Source organism: Mesorhizobium sp. M0040 (assembly GCF_040323505.1).
GTDB lineage: Bacteria > Pseudomonadota > Alphaproteobacteria > Rhizobiales > Rhizobiaceae > Mesorhizobium.
The window spans coordinates 100,477-115,463 of the sequence record NZ_JAMYVA010000012.1; the positions used below are offsets into that span (position 1 = coordinate 100,477).

Annotated in this window: 15 protein-coding genes and 1 pseudogene; 6 read left to right on the forward strand and 10 right to left on the reverse strand. The window is 62.9% G+C overall.

Annotated features, from left to right (window positions below; translation table 11 throughout):
• Window position 1: 1 nt before the first annotated feature.
• Window positions 2-1,201: a succinyl-diaminopimelate desuccinylase gene (gene dapE, locus NKJ91_RS13615; RefSeq protein ID WP_352455971.1), complete on the reverse strand. Its 1,200-nt coding sequence runs from the start codon at window positions 1,199-1,201 to the stop codon at window positions 2-4.
• A 129-nt stretch (window positions 1,202-1,330) separates the two neighbouring features.
• Here dapE and NKJ91_RS13620 point away from each other — a divergent pair.
• Window positions 1,331-2,363, forward strand: a pseudogene (locus NKJ91_RS13620) (2-dehydropantoate 2-reductase).
• Here the strand turns inward: NKJ91_RS13620 and NKJ91_RS13625 are convergent.
• The 4 genes from NKJ91_RS13625 to dapD all read right to left on the reverse strand — a co-directional run bounded on the left by NKJ91_RS13625 (window position 2,353) and on the right by dapD (window position 5,861).
• Window positions 2,353-3,453: a GGDEF domain-containing protein gene (locus NKJ91_RS13625; RefSeq protein ID WP_352455972.1), complete on the reverse strand. Its 1,101-nt coding sequence runs from the start codon at window positions 3,451-3,453 to the stop codon at window positions 2,353-2,355. The pseudogene NKJ91_RS13620 and the gene NKJ91_RS13625 overlap by 11 nt on opposite strands.
• Before the next feature lie 335 nt (window positions 3,454-3,788).
• Window positions 3,789-4,577, reverse strand: a complete 789-nt coding sequence (locus NKJ91_RS13630; protein ID WP_352455973.1) for a hypothetical protein — start codon at window positions 4,575-4,577, stop codon at window positions 3,789-3,791.
• A 21-nt stretch (window positions 4,578-4,598) separates the two neighbouring features.
• The gene (locus NKJ91_RS13635) at window positions 4,599-4,976 is read right to left on the reverse strand and encodes a DUF805 domain-containing protein (RefSeq protein WP_352455974.1); all 378 of its coding nucleotides are present in this window, start codon (window positions 4,974-4,976) and stop codon (window positions 4,599-4,601) included.
• A 30-nt stretch (window positions 4,977-5,006) separates the two neighbouring features.
• Window positions 5,007-5,861, reverse strand: coding sequence for a 2,3,4,5-tetrahydropyridine-2,6-dicarboxylate N-succinyltransferase (dapD, locus tag NKJ91_RS13640; RefSeq protein WP_352455975.1), 855 nt, complete (start codon window positions 5,859-5,861; stop codon window positions 5,007-5,009).
• Window positions 5,862-6,006: 145 nt separating this feature from the next.
• Between dapD and NKJ91_RS13645 the strand changes: the two genes are divergently transcribed.
• On the forward strand, window positions 6,007-6,846 hold the full coding sequence (locus NKJ91_RS13645) for an LOG family protein (RefSeq protein WP_352455976.1): 840 nt from the start codon (window positions 6,007-6,009) through the stop codon (window positions 6,844-6,846).
• A gap of 34 nt (window positions 6,847-6,880) precedes the next feature.
• Here the strand turns inward: NKJ91_RS13645 and NKJ91_RS13650 are convergent, their stop codons facing one another.
• Window positions 6,881-7,588, reverse strand: coding sequence for a pyrimidine 5'-nucleotidase (locus tag NKJ91_RS13650; protein ID WP_352455977.1), 708 nt, complete (start codon window positions 7,586-7,588; stop codon window positions 6,881-6,883).
• A gap of 161 nt (window positions 7,589-7,749) precedes the next feature.
• On the opposite strand from NKJ91_RS13650, the gene NKJ91_RS13655 reads away from it, so the two are divergent.
• The gene (locus NKJ91_RS13655; protein WP_023677477.1) at window positions 7,750-8,511 is read left to right on the forward strand and encodes a GGDEF domain-containing protein; all 762 of its coding nucleotides are present in this window, start codon (window positions 7,750-7,752) and stop codon (window positions 8,509-8,511) included.
• A gap of 49 nt (window positions 8,512-8,560) precedes the next feature.
• Here NKJ91_RS13655 and NKJ91_RS13660 read toward each other — a convergent pair whose 3' ends face one another.
• Window positions 8,561-8,728, reverse strand: coding sequence for a hypothetical protein (locus tag NKJ91_RS13660; RefSeq protein WP_352455979.1), 168 nt, complete (start codon window positions 8,726-8,728; stop codon window positions 8,561-8,563).
• A 93-nt stretch (window positions 8,729-8,821) separates the two neighbouring features.
• Between NKJ91_RS13660 and NKJ91_RS13665 the strand changes: the two genes are divergently transcribed.
• Complete coding sequence (locus NKJ91_RS13665) at window positions 8,822-9,307, forward strand: MarR family winged helix-turn-helix transcriptional regulator (RefSeq protein WP_352455980.1); 486 nt, start codon at window positions 8,822-8,824, stop codon at window positions 9,305-9,307.
• 8 nt (window positions 9,308-9,315) lie between these two features.
• On the opposite strand, the gene phhA is transcribed toward NKJ91_RS13665, so the two are convergent.
• Window positions 9,316-10,149 carry a phenylalanine 4-monooxygenase gene (gene phhA, locus NKJ91_RS13670; RefSeq protein WP_352455981.1) on the reverse strand — a complete coding sequence of 278 codons (834 nt, stop codon included), beginning with the start codon at window positions 10,147-10,149 and terminating at the stop codon, window positions 9,316-9,318.
• A 140-nt stretch (window positions 10,150-10,289) separates the two neighbouring features.
• On the opposite strand from phhA, the gene NKJ91_RS13675 reads away from it, so the two are divergent.
• On the forward strand, window positions 10,290-10,766 hold the full coding sequence (locus NKJ91_RS13675) for an Lrp/AsnC family transcriptional regulator (protein ID WP_352455982.1): 477 nt from the start codon (window positions 10,290-10,292) through the stop codon (window positions 10,764-10,766).
• Window positions 10,767-10,868: 102 nt separating this feature from the next.
• Complete coding sequence (bchE, locus tag NKJ91_RS13680) at window positions 10,869-12,407, forward strand: magnesium-protoporphyrin IX monomethyl ester anaerobic oxidative cyclase (protein ID WP_352455983.1); 1,539 nt, start codon at window positions 10,869-10,871, stop codon at window positions 12,405-12,407.
• A gap of 19 nt (window positions 12,408-12,426) precedes the next feature.
• Here the strand turns inward: bchE and argB are convergent, their stop codons facing one another.
• Both argB and NKJ91_RS13690 read right to left on the reverse strand, forming a co-directional pair.
• A complete protein-coding gene (argB, locus tag NKJ91_RS13685; protein ID WP_023677482.1) occupies window positions 12,427-13,320 on the reverse strand; it encodes an acetylglutamate kinase in 894 nt (297 codons plus the stop codon).
• Window positions 13,321-13,416: 96 nt separating this feature from the next.
• Window positions 13,417-14,913 (reverse strand): amidase, encoded by a 1,497-nt coding sequence (locus tag NKJ91_RS13690; protein WP_352455984.1) that lies wholly within the window; start codon window positions 14,911-14,913, stop codon window positions 13,417-13,419.
• Window positions 14,914-14,987 lie beyond the last annotated feature (74 nt).

Here is a 14,987-nt window from a genome sequence, read left to right on the forward strand (position 1 = left end):
ACTAGGATATGTCCTGCGCAAACCAGTCTTCAACGAAGCGCAGATAAATCTGCGTCAGCGTCTCGAGGTCGGCAATCGCCACGCGTTCGTCGACCATGTGCATGGTCTTGCCGACCAGTCCGAATTCGACCACCGGACAATAATCCTTGATGAAGCGGGCATCGGAGGTGCCGCCGGAGGTGGAGAGCGCCGGCTTCCTGCCGGTCACCGCCTTGATCGAGCCGCCAAGCGTCTCGATCAACCTGTCGTCGCGTGTCAGGAAAACATGGCTCGGCCCGTCGCGCCAGACGATCTCGTAGTCGACCGGCGTCTTCTTGCCGGCGCGGTATTTCTTGCGTTTCGCCGCCCGGTCGAGGCGGTTGTGGATCTCGGCCTGGATCGTCTCGGCGGTCCATGTGTCGTTGAAGCGAATATTAAAGGTAGCCGCCGCCTTCGCTGGGATGACGTTGGTGGCAGGGTTGCCGACATCGATGGAGGTGACCTCAAGGTTGGTCGGCTGGAAATCCCTTGTTCCGTTGTCGAAGACGGGGTGAAGCAAGGCGTCGACCAGCGTCACCAGGCCGCGCACCGGGTTGTCGGCTAGCTGCGGATAGGCGGCGTGGCCCTGGCGGCCGTTGACGACGACCGTGCCGGAGAGCGAGCCGCGCCGGCCGATCTTGATCATATCGCCGAGCGCGTCGGGATTGGTCGGCTCGCCGACGATCGCAGCATGCCATTTCTCGCCTTTGGCGGCCGCCCATTCGAGCAGTTTCGTCGTGCCGTTGATCGCCGGACCTTCCTCATCGCCGGTTATCAGCAGCGAGACCGACCCCTTCGGGCCGCCCTTCTGCGCGATGTGTCGCGCTACCGCCGCGACAAAACAAGCAATGCCGCCCTTCATGTCGACGGCGCCGCGGCCGAACATCTCGCCATTGGCGATGTCGGCGGCAAAGGGCGGGTGCGTCCAGGCTGTTTCATCGCCCACCGGCACGACATCGGTATGGCCGGCAAACATCAGATGCGGGCCGTTGCCGGAACGCCTCGCGTAAAGGTTCTCTATGTCAGGTGTGCCGGATTCGGAAAACACCGGGCGCTCGACGGCAAAGCCGAGCGGCTTCAACATTTCTTCCAGCGCGCTCAGCGCACCGCCTTCGGCGGGCGTCACGGAAGCGCAGCGGATGAGAGCAGCCAGATTTCTGGTCGGATCGGTAGGCAGCGTCATGGGCAAAAGCGATAGTCGAAAGCGCAAGGCCTGTCACGGCCAGACATAAGGGCCAGCCATGCCGCCGACATTATGGTTTTCATGCCGTATAGTTGCGGCAAGGCCTCTCGACCAGGACAGGGCCATCGCATGGTCACGCGTGGCAAGACAATCGTAATCGCCGGTGCCGGCAGTATCGGATGCTACGCCGGCGGCTGCCTGATACTTGCCACGCGAAAGGTGGTTCTGCTGGCGCGGCCTCGCATCGAGAAGGCGCTGCAAAAAGGTGGATTGCGCATCACCGACCGTGATGGCCGCGACCGATCCGTCAAGCCGGAGGCATTGTCGGTCACCGCCGATCCGGCCGCGGCATTCCCCAGTGCCGATGTCATCCTGGTAACGGTCAAGAGCGGCGCGACGCAGGACATGGCCGGGCTTATTGCGGCCCATGCCCGACCGGATGCGGTGGTACTCAGTCTGCAGAACGGCGTCGACAATGCCGATAAGTTGCGAGCCCAATCTCGCCGCCCGGCGGGTGCTCGCGGGCATGGTGCCGTTCAACGTGGTCCAATCGGCGGAGGGCGAATTGCCGCTTCGTCTGCACCGCGCCAGCGGCGGCAAGGTGATGATCGAACAGGTTCCGACAGGCCTTGACGAACTGCTTGACGTTGAGGGCTTTGCCGTCGCCACGCATGGTGACATCGAAGCGGTGCTATGGGGCAAGCTGCTGCTCAACCTCAACAACGCGCTGGTGGCGCTTTCCGGCCTGCCGCTGGCGGCAGAACTTGCCGATCGCCGCTGGCGGTTGATCCTGGCCGACCAGATCGACGAAGCATTGGCGGCAATGATGGCGACAGGCATCGAACCCGCTCGCATCGCCGGCCTGCGTCCCGCGCTGCTGCCGAAAGTGCTTCGCCTGCCCGACTGGCTGTTCAAGTTCTTGGCGCGGCGGATGCTTGCCATCGATCCGGCCGCGCGTTCGTCGATGTGGGATGACCTTCAGCGCCGCCGGCCGACGGAGATCGGCGAACTGCAAGGCGCGGTCCTGCGTTTGGCCGAAAACGCCGGCACGCCGGCGCCTTTGCTGAAGCGCGTGACGGCACTGGTGCGCGCGGCCGAGCAGGAGAGAAGCGGATCGCCCTGCCTGTCGCCGGAAGCCGTCGCTGCGACCGTCAGATCGTAGCCCGCACAGGCGCCCAGTAACGGCCCTTGCCGGTGCGCTTGGCTTCGTAGAGCGCATGGTCGGAACAGGTGAGCAGGATTTCCGGATCGCCTCCGTCGGCGGGTGCGCATGCGCTGCCGACGCTCAAGCCGACATGGATGGCGGAACCGACCCCGAGGTCGAAAGGCACCGAGACCTTTTCGATGGCCCGCTTTGCCAGGTAGGTGGCCTCGATCTCCGAGGTTGCGGGCAAAAGGATGACAAATTCATCGCCGCCAATGCGGAAGACCACGTCCCCCGGACGGAAGCCGCGCTTCAATCGCTCGGCCACCTTGCGCAGCAGCACGTCGCCGACGGCGTGGCCAAAACGGTCGTTGACCTGTTTGAAACCGTCGAGATCCATGCTGAGCACTGCAAACGGCTTGCCGCCATTGGCGGCCGGCGCCGCAAGGTCGCGGCACATGTCGCGCAATTTCTCCTGCAGGAAGATGCGGTTTGGCAGGCCGGTCAGCGCGTCCTTGATGGCCAGGTCGCGATTGTCCAGTTCGGCGCGGATCATGCGGGCATTGATTGCGTGGTTCTGAAGCAGCACGATGATGACGCCGGCCACATAGAACGGCGTTTGAATTCCGACGATCGGCATTCCGGGCGCCGCAGAAAACAATGCACCGACCACGTAAGGCAGGCTTACGGCCAACATGACGAATATGGCGAAGCGCGGGGTCGCCGCATTGCGTGACGACACCACGCCGACGACGCCTGCGACATTCAAGGCGGCAAGTACGGAAAGCGCCATATTCCCGCTGGCAACACAGCCATAGCAGCCGAGGCCGAAAACGACCGACCAGACGCCGCTGGCTGCCATCAGGCCCGCCAGCGGCCCTTTCGAGCCGCGCCTGCGGGCCTGCTCGCATTCCCGCATCAGCAGAACGCGGACGGTGAAAAGCATCAGGTCGGCGGCAATCCAGGCGTAGGGCCACCAATCCCCGGTGGCAAGAGCGGCGCTGACCGCAACCAACAGAACGCTGATGGTGCCGAACAGGACCGCGAATTTGCGGTCGAAGGTGGTGTCGAGAAGCCGGGCGCGGACAGCTTCCGGTTCCAATTTCATCGGCGAAGAGAACCAGGCAAACAGGCGAGCGGCGGCGCTCCACGTTTTGCGCGGCTCCTTGGTGGTCAGGGATAGGTCGCTTGCCAGTCGAGCGCTCCGTGCCGGTCGACACAGTCTTCGCCAGCATGCTGGGCCAGGGTGATTAACATTCGCTTAGAGCATCCGGCGCAAAACCGGGCTTTCGGAACTCCCCGTTCCGCCGCTCTCAAGCAATTCCAGGAAAAGTGTGAAGCGGTTTTCCGTCCGGAATTGCGTCAAAACAAAAAGATAGAGCGGTTCGGCGTTTCTGCGAAACGATGAGCCGTTCTAGCGGATCTGCCGCCGGGTGGCCGGTTTTAGCTTGCCGGCCCCGGTCGCCTGCGGACTGCAGGCCGGCGCGGCGGACCCGGCTCGGGATCGGTCTTCGCCGCACGTGCCGGCTGCCCATGAGGGGTTTCGATCAGCGTGATCTTCTGCCAGATCTTTCGCGAGAGGTTCGAAGCCAGGTTCTCGATGTCATTGACGCCGTCGATGACCACGGCGTCATTCACCGATTGCGCGAACAGCGCGGCGATCTTGCCGGTGATCGACAGCATTTCGGAGCAGTAGTCGAGATAGCGGGCAAGGTCGGCGGCGTTGGTGATGCGGGCTGGCGAATGCGCAGTCGGCTTGAAACTGGCTGAAAGCGTTGCCGGATCCTTGGTCAGCTGGTGCATGTCGATGACGTGGATCAGCGACCGCAGCCCGTGGAGCTGGCGAAACACCCGCTTGCGCTTGATCCGCTCCTCGGAGCGAATCAGGGCCAGGAAGCCCAGCACCGCGAGGATGATCATGTTGAGGGAGGCTTCGATGCCTTGCACCGACTGGAAGGCATCGTGGTTTCCCGAGATGCGGCCGAGCGGCAGGATTGTGCCGACGAACAGGAACATCAGCGCTCCGACGACGAAGGCGGCGATGATGAGGCCGCGCAGCCACCAGATCGGCGCCTCCAGCGCCTTGGCTGCCTTTGCCAGATCGCGCGACAGCGACACGAGCTCGGCGGCGACGCCGCGCAAGCCTGCATCGGGAAAGCGCTCGGCGACGCGCCCTTCCAGCCGTTCGGCGGTTTCGAGGATCAGTTTCGGATCAAGCGAGCGGTAGCGCATGACGAAATGTCCGATCGGTGCTCAGGGTTCGGCCGGGGCGTTGGTGCGCTTGCCGTAGCGGTTGGGGCCGGGTTGCCCTGGAAACAGGCAAAGCACGAGGAAAGCGATGATCGAGACAACCGGCACGAACAGCACCAGCGCCGCAACGCCCGGCTTGTCGAGGTCGTGCAACCGCTTGACCGCCAGCACCACGTTCGACCAAAGCGAGGCAATGAAGGCGATGAAGAAAATGAACGACCACATGTTGCTCTCGGTGGTGCCTTCCGGCACCAGCGTGAAACGGTAGAGCGGGAAGGCCTGTATGATGGCCACCAGCAGTCCTCCAAGAAAATAGGCCGCGCGGCTGACGCGGCCCGAAGCTTTGAAGAAAAGCCAGATGAGGTCTGATCTATCAGGCAAGCGAATTCCGTCCGTATTCGTTGAGAAAGATCAATCGCGCAGCAATTCGTTGATCGATGTCTTGGAACGGGTTCTGGCATCGACCCGCTTGACGATGACGGCGCAGTAGAGGCTGGGGCCGGGCTCGTTGTTTGGAAAAGGCTTGCCCGGCAGCGAGCCGGCGACGACGACGGAATTAGGCGGCACCTCGCCGTAGAAGATCTCGCCGGTGGCACGGTCGACGATCTTGGTCGACTGGCCGATGAAGACGCCCATGCCGAGCACCGAGCCTTCGCGAACGATGCAGCCTTCGACCACTTCGGAACGGGCGCCGATGAAGCAATTGTCCTCGATGATGGTAGGGCCGGCCTGCATCGGCTCCAGCACACCGCCGATGCCGACGCCACCCGACAGATGCACATTCTTGCCGATCTGGGCACAGGAGCCGACCGAAGCCCAGGTGTCGACCATGGTGCCGCTGTCGACATAGGCGCCGACATTGACGAAGGACGGCATCAGCACGGCGCCGGGCGCGACGTAGGCGGAGCGGCGCACGATCGACGACGGCACGGCGCGGAAGCCCGCCTTCTCGAAATCGACGGCGCTCCAGCCGTCGAATTTTGAAGGCACCTTGTCCCACCATACCGCCTGACCGGGACCGCCCTCTATGATCTCCATCGGGGTGAGCCGGAAGGACAGCAGCACCGCTTTTTTCAGCCACTGGTTGACGTGCCATTTGCCGTCGGCCTGCCGCTCGGCGACGCGTGCGACGCCCCGGTCGAGCAGGTCGAGCGCCGATTGGATGGCCTCGCGCGTCTCGCCGCGGGTTGCGGTCGAAATCGTGTCGCGTTCCTCGAAGGCGTTCTCGATAATCTCCTCGAGGCTCGCGAGATCGGGCTTCGACATGAATTCGCTCCATTACCAAGCTGTTAAGGGCCGGCGCCTTAACCTGTTTGAAAGTCGCGCGGACCCTATGTGAAGGCTTGGGGAGGGTCAATCGCGGCAGCGTCACGGGACGGCGCAGGTGAATGATTGGACGGGTAAAGCAAATATGACTCCCATGGAAAAGGCGGGATGGACGCCGCTGCCGCATTCGGACGAGGATCTGGAGCGGTCGAGAAGCGTGCCGGACACGCCGCAAACGCGCGCGGAGACATATCGGCTGGCCTGGAACGATCCCGATTTCATGACGCGGCGCGAGTTGCGTGCGGTCAGACTGCAGCTCGAACTGCTTAAACCGGAGATGATCCTGGCCGAGCGCGGCATCCAATCGACCGTCATCCTGTTCGGCGGCGCCCGCATTCCCGAGCCCGGCGGCGAAGCCTGGGCGGCCAAGAACGAGACGCAGAAGAAGAACCTCGAGCAAAACAGCAAATATTACGAGGAGGCGCGCAAATTCGCCCGCCTCTGCTCACAGCAGTCGGCCACCTCGTACTATCGCGAATTCGTCGTGGTGACCGGCGGCGGGCCGGGTGTCATGGAGGCCGGCAATCGTGGCGCCGACGATGTTGGCGCGCCGTCGATCGGTCTCAATATCGTGCTGCCACACGAGCAGGCGCCAAACGCCTACGTGACGCCGGAACTCTGCTTCAACTTCCACTATTTCGCGGTCCGCAAGATGCATTTCGTCATGCGTGCCAAGGCCGTTGCGGTGTTTCCAGGCGGCTTCGGCACGATGGACGAGTTCTTCGAGACGCTGACCCTGATCCAGACCGGCCGCATGGAACGCGTGCCGGTCATTCTGTTCGGCAAGGCTTTCTGGGCAAAGGCGATCGACCTCGATTTCCTCGCCGAGCAAGGCACGATCACACCCGGCGATCAGGATATCATCGATTTCGTCGACACCGCTGACGAGGCCTGGGGGATCGTCAGCCGCTTCTATAAACTTTGACATGCAAGCAAGGACTTGAAGCGCGCCGGCTGCCTCAAGCAGGGACTTCCACGATCGCCGTGAGAAAGCTGGCGAGGTCGTCGGTGACGAAGTCCACATCGTCCTCGTTGGCCGGGTCGCGTTCCCAGATTTCCGAGAAGGTCGGCTCGAAATTGCGCGGCACCACCAGCACCGTAGTCATGCCCAGCGATTTCGGCACCGACAGGTTGCGGGCAAGATCTTCGAACATCACCGCATTTTGTCCGGTAACGGCGTGGAGTTCGGCAAATTTCTCATAGGATTGCCGCGCCGGCTTCGGGTTCAGTCCGGCTGCGACGATATCGAAAATATCATCGAAATGCTCGAGAATGCCCAACTGCCGCGCGGTGCGTTCGGCATGCCGGCGATCCCCGTTGGTGAAGATGAATTTACGGCCGGGAAGCTGGCGAATGGCGGTGCCGAGGACGGGATCGGGCACCAGCCAGGAATAATCGATATCGTGCACTTTCTCGAGAAAATCGTCGGGGTCGATGCCGTGGCGCGTCATCAATCCGTTCAGCGTCGTGCCATATTCGCGGTAGAGCTCCTTTTGCAGCTTGCGTGCTTCCTCGCGCGGCAGCGTCAGCAATTCTCCGACGTAGGCGGTCATCTTCACATCGATCTGCGAGAACAGATTCGAATGATGCGGATAAAGCGTGTTGTCGAGATCGAACACCCAGTCGGTGACATGGGCAAAGCGGGCGGGGTCGGGAAGTGTCGTCATACGTCCTTATGGCACGAAACGATCTTTCTAACAGGAGGTTTATCCACAACCTATGCGCGCCCTGGGTGGTAAAAATGGCGCCATGATTAAAATCTTAAGCATCGCCGAAAGGTGACATTCAGCGCTTTGCTGGAACCAAGACGGACCAGTGGGAGCAAGCGATGAATCGCATATTTCTAAAGTCTGCCGCCATCGCTTTCGCCTCCGTCGCGGTCTCGCTTTTGCTGACGCTGATCGTCGTGCCGGCAATGGGGTTTCCGATCAATCGCACCATCTGGCTGACATCCACCGTGTGCCCGCTCGCGCTGGCCTGGAGCGTCGGCGCCTATACGTTCTGGCAGGGCGAAAGGTTGCAGACCGCGCATCGCGAGCTCGCCCGCGCCCATGCCCAACTCGCCGCCGCGCACAGGCGCTTGGCGGAAAAGGCGAGCCGCGACGACATGACCGGCATGCTCAACCGCGAAAGTTTCTTTGCCGCTCTCGACGGCTCCCGGCGCAAATCCGATCGCGGGGCATTGCTGATCGTCGATGCCGACCATTTCAAGACCATCAACGACAGCTACGGCCATCTGATCGGCGACGATGCGCTGCTCCTGATTGCAAACGCGATAGAGCGTGGCGTGCGCAGCGGCGACGTGCTTGGCCGCATCGGCGGCGAGGAATTCTGCGCCCTTCTGATTGGTGCCACCGAACACGAGGCCAGGCGCATCGCCGAGCGCATCCGCCGTGAAGTCGAGCGTATCCGTTTCCGGCCCGTCGACGAACGAACGGTTCCGCTGACAGTCAGTATTGGCGGCATCACCTGCGGCAGAGACGCCGCAGTGTCGGAGCTAATGCGCGCCGCCGACCAGCGGCTCTACGAGGCCAAGCATCGCGGCCGTAATCTGTCGATCATCGACCGCGATATTTCCGAAGCCGCCTGAGCTCGGCCCTAAGCCTTCTGCTGCATTCAACCGCGCCGCTGCCAGACTGTCAAAATCCGAAGATGGCGATGCGGAACAGCAGGGCGGCCGCCGCCACCGCCACCAGAGCGATGCCAAGGCCAATGGGAGAGCCCCAGCCATACCACTCCATCGCCAGCTTGGCATATTTGAACTCCTCGGCCGGTGTGAGTGGGCCGCGCGTCGGGGTCTGATTCATGTTTCACTCCTTGCAGGCTGCGACAGGCCTTGCCTTGCGCCTGATGCAGCATATTACTATAATAGCCATAATGTTAGGCAGTTTGATAGTTAGATGATCGAAATAAATTCGTCAAGCATGAATCGGGCCGACATGAAGACCGCCATCAGCCTTGCCATTATGGGCTGGCAGGACGCGACGCAGGCTTATGACGAGGCAGTGGGCGATAGGCTTGGGCTGAGTATGGCGGAACGCCATTGCCTGGCGCTGCTCTATGGCGGCCCGCGATCGGCTGGCGAGGTCGCGGCCGCAACAGGGTTGACGCCGGCCGCGGTCACCGCGCTGATCGACCGGCTGGAGGCACGCGGCCTGCTGACACGAACGCGCAGCCTTGAGGACAGGCGCAAGGTGGTCATAGAGGCGACGGAACTCACACGAGAACTATCGACGCGCTATTATGGCGCGATCGCGCAGGAGGGGGAAAAGGTGATCGCCACATTCAGCGACACTGAGCTCGCCACGATCCTGCGCTTCGTTACGGCGTCCCTCGACCTTCAGCGCGACCAGCTGGCCCGGCTGAAGGCCGAGGCGTTGGAATAACCGACAGCCTATAGGCTCGCCGGGTCGAGCGCTGGCTCGCCTTTGCGGCGCGCCACGATCGCCGCAAGATCGGCGGTCTCGAAAGCATCACGCAGGGCGTTGAACGACGGCAGCACGAAATAGGCACGCTGGAACTTGTCGATCTCGTAGCCGGTGCGCATTACGGTTTCCAGGTCGAAGGGGACATGGTGCGCCTCGCCGCCTTCGACCGCGAACTGAAGCTCCGTGAAGGATGACATCAGCCCGGCGCCGAAAGCCTTCAGCGGCTGGCCCGGCTCGCGTATCAGCCCGTATTCGACGGTGTACCAGTAAAGCCTGGTGATCATCTCGTCGCCGCCGAGCGCAATCACGTTATCGGCCTTTTTGCCATACATCTGCATGAAGTCGGCAAAGACCGGCTGCGTCAGGATCGGCACGTGACCGAAGAAATCGTGGAACATGTCGGGCTCGACAATGTAGTCGAGCTCCTTTTGGGTTCGCAGCCAGTTGGTGACCGGGAAGCGGCGGTTGGCGAGGTGGTCGAAGAACGGCTGGGCGGGGATGAGCCCCGGCACAGCGACGATCTCCCAGCCGGTGAGCTTGCGCAGCTTCTCGCTGACCGCACCGAAATCCGGGATCTTGTCGAGAAGGCCGAGCGCCGCAACGCCATCGAGATAGGAATGGTGGGCGAGCTTCCTGGTCAGCTTCGTCTGGCGGTCGCACAGCGTGCGCCACACCGCCTGTTCTTCGTCGCTATAATTGTAGCCCTGCGCCACGGTGAAATCGGCACGGCAGACCGAATAATCGCCGCGAAGGCCTCGCGCCGCGCATTCGCGGGCATAGTCGGCAACGTTCATTGTCATGGCTTGCTCTCCCTGGAAATCATGACCAGCCAATTGCCGGAAATTCTAGCCGGATCGCGCGAGGCAAATCAGCTTTGATGGTGGCTCAAACGCAGGGTTGGAGGTAAAAGGCTGCACGATCGAGCTTTGGGAGAGTGAAAATGCCTCAGTTTGACGAATTCGAGATCAAGATGCTCGACATCCTGCAGCGCGACGGGCGCAAGCCGGTCTCCGAATTGGCGCAGGAGATCGGCCTGTCGACGACACCTTGCGCGCGGCGCTTCGAGGCTCTTCAGCAGGCGGGCATCATCAAGGGCTTCGCCGCGGTGCTCAGCCGCCGCGCCGTCGGTCTGATGGTCGAGGTCTTCATCCAGGTGCGCCTCGTAACCCACAGCGACGGCTCGCCCGAAAACTTTATCGCCGCCGTGCAGCGCATGGACGAGGTGTCGTCGTGCTGGACGATGACTGGAGACTACGATTTCCTGCTGCATGTCATGGTGCCGTCGGTCGACGAACTCAATGCCTTCGTCATGCACCGGCTGATGCGGCTCGAAGGCGTGCGCGACGTACACACGCAGCTTGTGCTGCAGAACATCAAGGGGCCAGGCCATGTCCCGCTTGCACATCTCAGACGATAGGCATTTCTGCGGAAAAGCTGCACACGAACTGCTGAATCGAGCCAATCTCCAGAGCTAGATCGCCGACTACGACATGCGGACCGCCATTGCATAAGGTCCGCCATGAAAATCGTCCTGATCAATCCGCCACATACAGCTATCGGCAGCCGCGTGCCGGACGACCATCTGCCGCCGCTCGGTTTGCTGGCACTGGGCGGTCCGCTGATCGACGCGGGACATCAAGTGCGGCTTGTGGACGCCGAATTCGGGCCGATGGCGCTTGCCACGCTGGTCCGGGACGCGTTGAGCGATCATCCCGACTGCATTCTGATCGGCCATTCCGGCTCGACCTCTGCACATCCGACAGCCCTGCTGATCGCCGGCATGGTCAAGCACATCGATCCGGCGGCAATCCTGATTTATGGCGGCGTGTTTCCGACCTATCACTGGCGCGACATACTGGCCGAAACGGATGCCTTCGATGTCATCGTTCGTGGCGAGGGCGAGGCGACCATAGTGGCGCTTGCCGAAGCGCTGGAGAAACGCAAGCCGCTGTCGGATGTGGCGGGCATCGCCTTTCCTGACGATTTGCGCCAGCCCTTTGCCACCAAGCCGGCAAGAACGATCGCCAACCTAGACGACTACCGCATCGGCTGGGAACTGATCGATTTCAGTCGCTACAGCTATTGGGGAGGCAAGCGCGCGGTGGTCATGCAGTTCTCGCGAGGCTGTCCGCATCTGTGCAACTATTGCGGCCAGCGCGGCTTCTGGACGCGCTGGCGGCACCGCGACCCCGGGAAGTTCGCGCGGGAGATTGCCTGGCTATACCGCGAGCATGGCGTCGAACTGATCAACCTTGCGGACGAGAACCCGACGTCGTCCAAAAAAGCCTGGCGCGCCTTTCTCGATGCGATGATCGCCGAGAATGTGCCGGTGCTGATCGTCGGCTCCACCCGCGCCGACGACATCGTCCGCGACGCCGAGAGCCTGCATCTTTATCGCCAGGCTGGCGTCATCCGCTGGCTGCTTGGCATGGAAAACACCGACGAGCAGACGCTTGCATTGATCCGCAAGGGCGGCAGCACCTCATCCGACCGCGAGGCGATACGGCTGCTGCGGCTCAACGGCATCTTGTCGATGGCGACCTGGGTGGCCGGTTTCGAGGACGAAGGCTTGCGCGACCTCTGGCGCGGCTTCCGCCAGCTGATCGCTTATGACGCCGACCAGATCCAGGCGCTCTATGTAACGCCGCACCGCTGGACGCCGTTCTTCAGGATTGCCAGGGACCGCAAGGTGATCCAACTGGACGCCCGCCTGTGGGACTACAAGCACCAGGTGCTGCGGATGACGCGCCTCAAGCCGTGGATGTTGTTCTTCGCCGTCAAGCTGATCGAATTGGCCGTGCAGTCGCGGCCCAAGGCGCTGGCGCGCATCCTGTTCCACAAGGATCCGGAGCAACGGCATTCGATGCGCTGGTACACCAGAATGGGCCGCCGCGTCTGGTTTCGCGAAGTCTGGGGCTTTCTGGTCCGCGACCGCCGCCTCAAAAATGGCCCGACGCTCGCCGAATTCTGGGGCGCGCCGCAAGACGAGGAAGAGGAATCGATGGTTGTCGAACGCCTGCCGCGTAAGTCCGTGACCGCTATTTCGCCAAACGCTTGAGCCCCTCAGACACCCGGCCTCACGGCACGATCAGCGTGCCGGCGCCGTGTTCGGTGAACAGCTCGAGCAGCACCGCATGCGGCGTCTTGCCGTTGAGGATGACGACGCCTGCGACGCCGCGCTCGATTGCCTCGATGCAGGTCTCGACTTTGGGGATCATGCCGCCCGAGACCGTGCCGTCCTTGATCAGGGCCTTGGCCTCGGCCACGGTCAGCTCGTCGATCAGCTTCTTGTCCTTGTCGAGCACGCCGGGCACGTCGGTAAGGAACAGCAGGCGCGTCGCCTGGCAGGCGCCGGCGATGGCGCCGGCAAAAGTGTCGGCGTTGATGTTGTAGGTATGGCCGTCGCGGCCGGGCGCCACCGGCGCCAGCACCGGGATCATTTCGGACCGCGCCAGGAGGTCGAGCAATGTGCGGTCGACCTCGACAGGCTCACCAACGAAGCCCAGGTCGAGCACCCGTTCGATGTTGGAATCCGGATCGATCATGGTCTTTCGCGCCTTTTCGGCAAACACCATGTTGCCGTCCTTGCCGCACAGGCCGATCGCCCACTCGCCCTCGGCATTGATCAGCGCGACGATCTCCTTGTTGATCGACCCGGCCAGCACCATCTCGACAATCTCGACGGTCTTCTGGTCGGTGACGCGCAAGCCGCCCTCGAATTTGGATTCGATGCCCATCTTGCTGAGCATGGCGCCGATCTGCGGCCCGCCGCCATGCACGACGATCGGGTTGACGCCGGATTGTTTCAAAAGTGCGATGTCGCGGGCGAAAGCCTTGCCGAGCGCGATGTCGCCCATCGCGTGGCCGCCATATTTCACCACGACCGTCTTGTTCTCGTAGCGCTGCATATAGGGCAGCGCCCTTGAAAGCAGCGCGGCCTGCATTTCGGCGGTGGCGGCGACATCCGTCATCGGCGTGGTTCCCAGCTTGGCATGAACGGCGGCGTCTTAGCGGGAATTGGACGAGGGGGCAAACGGCTTTGCGGTCACGATCGATCAAATCACCGCCTATGCCGGCCGCTGCAGCGGCGCCCGTCGGCCCAGCCAGCCCGAGATCCTTTCCATCTGCGCGGCGAACGACAAAAGCGTTTCCTCGTCGCCGGGGCGGCCGGCGGCCTGGACGCCGAGCGGCAGGCCGGCATCGGTGACGTAAACCGGGAGCGTGATCGACGGTTGCCCGCTGACGTTCTGGATCGCCGGCCAGTGGGTGAACCACAGGCTCTTGTCCATCAGCTGGCCGAATAGCGGCTTGAACTTCAGCAGGCCGGCGAGGCGCAGTCTGTCCAGGACATTCTCGATGAATTCGTCGGCGCCTTTCGGGTCCATGGTGCCGCAGGCGAGCGGCGGGTGCGCGATGACAGGCATCAGCACTGCATCATAGTGCGCGGTTTCGGTGATAAGCCGGCGCGAGGTTGCGTGCAGCCGCTGCAGGCCGGCATAGATTTCGCCGGCCGAGAGGATTTCACCGAACCGGCTCATCACGCGCGTGGCGCGTTCGATGTCGCCTGAGATGGAGCGGCCGACGCGCAAGGCCTCGCCACGCATCGTGCCGGCCACCGCCGCGGCGACGGTTCTGGCGAAATCGGCGATGAAATCACGATCGATATAGGGCAGGTCGATCTCCTCGACGCTGTGCCCGCCTTCGCGCGCCAGCGCAATCGCCGCATCCAGAGCTTTCAACGTCTCTTCGGATATCGGCAAGCCGAGCGGCGATTTTCGATAGAAGGCGAGCTTGAGCTTGCCCGGATCGCGCCCGGCGGCCGCAGTGAAACTGCCGTTCGGCGAGGGTGCCGCGTAGGGCGACAGCGGGTCGGGCCCGTGGGTCAGGTCGAGCAGCAGGGCCGTATCGCGCACCGAGCGGGCCAACGCATGGTCGACGACGAAGCCGTACCAGCTTTCGGTGACGAGCGGCGTCAAGGGTACGCGGCCGCGCGAGGTTTTCAGCCCGACCAGCCCGGTGCAAGCGGCAGGCACCCTGATCGAGCCGCCGCCATCCGAGGCATGCGCCACCGGCACGACGCCGGCCGCGACCAGCGCAGCCGCACCGCCCGAGGAACCGCCGGTCGTATGCGCGGTGTTCCATGGATTGCGGGTGACGCCGTAAGCCACCGACTCGGTCACCAGCCTCAGCCCGTGTTCGGGTGCGGTGCTGGTGGCGATCGGGATCAGGCCGGCGGCCAGATAGCGTTCCGTCATCACCGAACTGAAATCGGGGGTGAAAGCTGGGATGCGGCTGCCGCCATGCGTCGGCACGCCTTTCATGGCGATGCCGAGGTCCTTCAGCGCAAAGGGCACTCCGGCAAGCGGCAGCTTGTGGTCGACGGTTTTCGCTCGCGCCCGCGCCGCCTCAAAAAGCGGTTCGGCGATGGCGTTGATCTCCGGCAGGGTGGCCTCGGCCCGGGCGATCGCCGCATCGACGAGATCTTGCGGTGTGATCTCTCCCTTGTGCACGAGTGCGGCCTGGCCGGTTGCGTCATGCTCCCACAGAACCCGCTCGATCGACATGGTCGCCCTCCCGCTCATTGCAAGCTAGCGGGCGGCGATTTCATTGGCAATCGACGCTGGCGCTGCCGGTGCGC

Excerpts from the sequence above, each read along its gene's own strand:
- phhA (WP_352455981.1), bottom strand. The coding sequence starts at position 10,149 with ATGACAATGAACGTTGCCGACTATGCCCGCGAATGCGCGGCGCGAGGC.
- NKJ91_RS13625 (WP_352455972.1), bottom strand. The coding sequence starts at position 3,453 with ATGAAATTGGAACCGGAAGCTGTCCGCGCCCGGCTTCTCGACACCACC.
- NKJ91_RS13645 (WP_352455976.1), top strand. The coding sequence starts at position 6,007 with ATGACTCCCATGGAAAAGGCGGGATGGACGCCGCTGCCGCATTCGGAC.
- NKJ91_RS13650 (WP_352455977.1), bottom strand. The coding sequence starts at position 7,588 with ATGACGACACTTCCCGACCCCGCCCGCTTTGCCCATGTCACCGACTGG.
- argB (WP_023677482.1), bottom strand. The coding sequence starts at position 13,320 with ATGACGGATGTCGCCGCCACCGCCGAAATGCAGGCCGCGCTGCTTTCA.
- dapD (WP_352455975.1), bottom strand. The coding sequence starts at position 5,861 with ATGTCGAAGCCCGATCTCGCGAGCCTCGAGGAGATTATCGAGAACGCC.
- NKJ91_RS13660 (WP_352455979.1), bottom strand. The coding sequence starts at position 8,728 with ATGAATCAGACCCCGACGCGCGGCCCACTCACACCGGCCGAGGAGTTC.
- dapE (WP_352455971.1), bottom strand. The coding sequence starts at position 1,201 with ATGACGCTGCCTACCGATCCGACCAGAAATCTGGCTGCTCTCATCCGC.
- bchE (WP_352455983.1), top strand. The coding sequence starts at position 10,869 with ATGAAAATCGTCCTGATCAATCCGCCACATACAGCTATCGGCAGCCGC.
- NKJ91_RS13675 (WP_352455982.1), top strand. The coding sequence starts at position 10,290 with ATGCCTCAGTTTGACGAATTCGAGATCAAGATGCTCGACATCCTGCAG.
- NKJ91_RS13655 (WP_023677477.1), top strand. The coding sequence starts at position 7,750 with ATGAATCGCATATTTCTAAAGTCTGCCGCCATCGCTTTCGCCTCCGTC.
- NKJ91_RS13665 (WP_352455980.1), top strand. The coding sequence starts at position 8,822 with ATGATCGAAATAAATTCGTCAAGCATGAATCGGGCCGACATGAAGACC.
- NKJ91_RS13630 (WP_352455973.1), bottom strand. The coding sequence starts at position 4,577 with ATGCGCTACCGCTCGCTTGATCCGAAACTGATCCTCGAAACCGCCGAA.
- NKJ91_RS13690 (WP_352455984.1), bottom strand. The coding sequence starts at position 14,913 with ATGTCGATCGAGCGGGTTCTGTGGGAGCATGACGCAACCGGCCAGGCC.